At 44.9% G+C, this 2,474-nt stretch carries 3 protein-coding genes and 1 pseudogene; all 4 read right to left on the bottom strand.

Annotation, left to right across the window (positions count from 1 at the left end):
• Positions 1 to 677: pseudogene (locus GRP75_RS24430) on the bottom strand (glycoside hydrolase family 1 protein); the annotation flags it as partial.
• A 44-nt stretch (positions 678 to 721) separates the two neighbouring features.
• Positions 722 to 1,021: a PTS sugar transporter subunit IIB gene (locus tag GRP75_RS24435; protein ID WP_023989371.1), complete on the bottom strand. Its 300-nt coding sequence runs from the start codon at positions 1,019 to 1,021 to the stop codon at positions 722 to 724.
• Positions 1,018 to 1,377, bottom strand: coding sequence for a PTS sugar transporter subunit IIA (locus GRP75_RS24440; protein WP_023989372.1), 360 nt, complete (start codon positions 1,375 to 1,377; stop codon positions 1,018 to 1,020). The genes GRP75_RS24435 and GRP75_RS24440 overlap by 4 nt, the downstream gene beginning before the upstream one ends.
• Positions 1,378 to 1,555: 178 nt before the next feature.
• The coding region (locus GRP75_RS24445; protein ID WP_160790612.1) for a BglG family transcription antiterminator at positions 1,556 to 2,474 on the bottom strand (919 nt) is incomplete at its 5' end.

The following is a 2,474-nucleotide window of genomic DNA, read 5'->3' on the forward strand; positions in this document are numbered from 1 at the left end:
TACGCACGAGATGTTAGGGGCCGGTGCCACTTTAGCTTCAGGTAACATTTCTTTGCACAGAATCATCGCCCTGGCTTGAGCCAGAAGCATATGATGATTTTGCTGATACAATTCCTTTTTCGGATTCTGAGGGTTCGGGTCCAACGTTCCCAAAGCGGAACCGTGCAAAATCATCATGTTTTGTTCGTTAATAGTTAACCAATATTTCACCCGGTCCCCAAAGTGTTCGAACAATGTCTTCGCATACGTTTCAAATGCGTTGATTGTACTACGGTTCGACCATCCGCCTTCTTTTTCCAAAGCTGCCGGAAGATCAAAATGATACATGGTCACGATCGGTTCGATCCCGTATTTTAATAACTCATCAATTAAATGGTTGTAAAACTGTATGCCTTTCGGATTCAATTCCCCTGTTCCCTGCGGATAAATGCGGGTCCAGGCCACCGAGAAGCGATAAGCCTTAAGCCCATTTCCGCCAGTAAGGCAATGTCTTCCTTATAGTGATGGTAATGATCGCTTGCCACCTTATAATCAGTGATCTCTTCCCGGGGCGGACGGGTGTCAATAACAGACGGCCCTTTTCCGTCCTCGTTCCATGCTCCTTCAAACTGATAGGACGAGGTCGATCCACCCCATAGAAAATTGGAATCAAACGCTTTCAATTTATGATATTTCATTTAACACCTCCAATGAAAAAGTGTTGATCTATATGTACAGACGATTATAGATTTAAGGCTTCGGCAAGTACTTTTTCACCATTCATCATGCCATAATCCATTCTGTCGATTACGCTTACCTTGATGCCTTTAGGCTCGTATTTGGTTTTAAAATCGTCTTCCAAGTAGCCAACCTGCGGTCCTATCAGCAATACGTCCGTTTTGTCCGCATACTCTTTAAAAGAGCTTTCGGAAGTAGCTCTGATTTCAACCTCAACATTTTGAGCCTGTGCAGCCTTCTGCATCTTTTGTACCAACATACTTGTAGACATTCCTGCTGCGCATACAAGCGTAATTTGTTTCATTGGTTATTCCTCCCCGATAATGGTGTGATGGATACTGTTGCTTCGTAACGGTTCAATCTGCTGTAAAGTTCCACGATATGTCTCGCCAGATCCTTGGTCGTAATGGCAGACATGAGATGGTCTTGTGCATGCACCATTAGCAGTGTCACTTCATGAGCTGTCCCACCCGCTTCCTGCTGGATCAGTCGCGTCTGCGATTTATGCGCTTGGACCAGCTCGTTCTTGCATTCTTCAAGACATTCTGCTGCCTGCTCCGCATTACCCTTCTCGGCAAAGCTGATAGCTTCCATAGCTTTACTCTTCGCAATACCCGAATTTGTTATAAGTCCCATTATGATTTCCTGATACTCGTCCATTGAATTCACCTCATGCATTTCATCTCTTTAGCTTACAGATTCAGTGTATACGATTCTTGCCGACTTCTAAACGCAACCCTTTTCCACTAGAAGCGGAAATGCTTACAATGGAAAAAAATAGAGAAGCTCTGCACGATGCTTGTTCAAAATCCAAGCAGATGTCGTGCAGAGCTTTATTTTAATACAGTTTATGTTTGACAATAATTTGAGCAAAATCCCCGTAGGTTTTGCATTCCAGCATTTGCTGGATAATATCCGAGTCGTCGAGTAGTCCCATCAGATGCTTATACATTTTCGCCGGAGGCTCGTCGCCGTTTTTGTTAATACTGAGCAGGCAGACGAACTGCACGGGCTTGCCGGACCAATCTATGGGAGATTTCAGTGTACAGACCGCCCATACCGTCCGGTTGCTTTGCGGAATAATAGGATGAGGAATGGCTATCAGATTTCCGTAAGCCGTAGGAGCAGCATTTTCCCTTTCCATCACCAATCCGATGAATCCCTCGGAAGAGCGGATCAATCCGGAAGTATGCATTCTTTCTCCCAAAAAAGTAATAACCTCTTCTTTTGTAGTAAAGTTATGTCTCAGAAATACAAGCTCTTCCATAATGTAGCGGAAAGTAAATTCGTTTTCATCCGTCAGCAGCTCTTCAATCTTATCGATGTCACCGCCGCCAAGCAGAGTCTGAACCACCACGACCGGAACGGATAATGTCTGCGGGATTGGAACTGTGCTTACCACAAAATCAATGCCATGCAAAGGAACCTGCTGCAACTTGTAATACTCGGTCGTGCCAGCAACCTCAAGCCTTTCACCGAACTTGCTACGTAGCTTGTAATACAGCAAGCGGGCACTTCCAACACCCGAAGTGCATACGACAAGGCAGCGTTTAGGTCTGTTGTTCATCTGCTGCCTTTCCATGGCGGCCCCGATATGAATCGCCAAATAACCCATTTCTGTCTCTGGTATGGTCAAATTCAGTTTGCTCTCGATTAACTTGGCACCTATGACCCCCGCCTGAAAAGCCAAAGGATAATTATTCTTCACATGATCCAGCATCGGATTACGGATATTCATCCTATATTTTACGCGGTTT

It is taken from the genome of Paenibacillus sp. OT2-17 (genome assembly GCF_009827695.1).
GTDB classification, from domain to species: domain Bacteria; phylum Bacillota; class Bacilli; order Paenibacillales; family Paenibacillaceae; genus Paenibacillus; species Paenibacillus polymyxa_B.

Coding starts and splice junctions, on each gene's coding strand:
- GRP75_RS24435 (WP_023989371.1), bottom strand. CDS start 1,021: ATGAAACAAATTACGCTTGTATGCGCAGCAGGAATGTCTACAAGTATG.
- GRP75_RS24440 (WP_023989372.1), bottom strand. CDS start 1,377: ATGGACGAGTATCAGGAAATCATAATGGGACTTATAACAAATTCGGGT.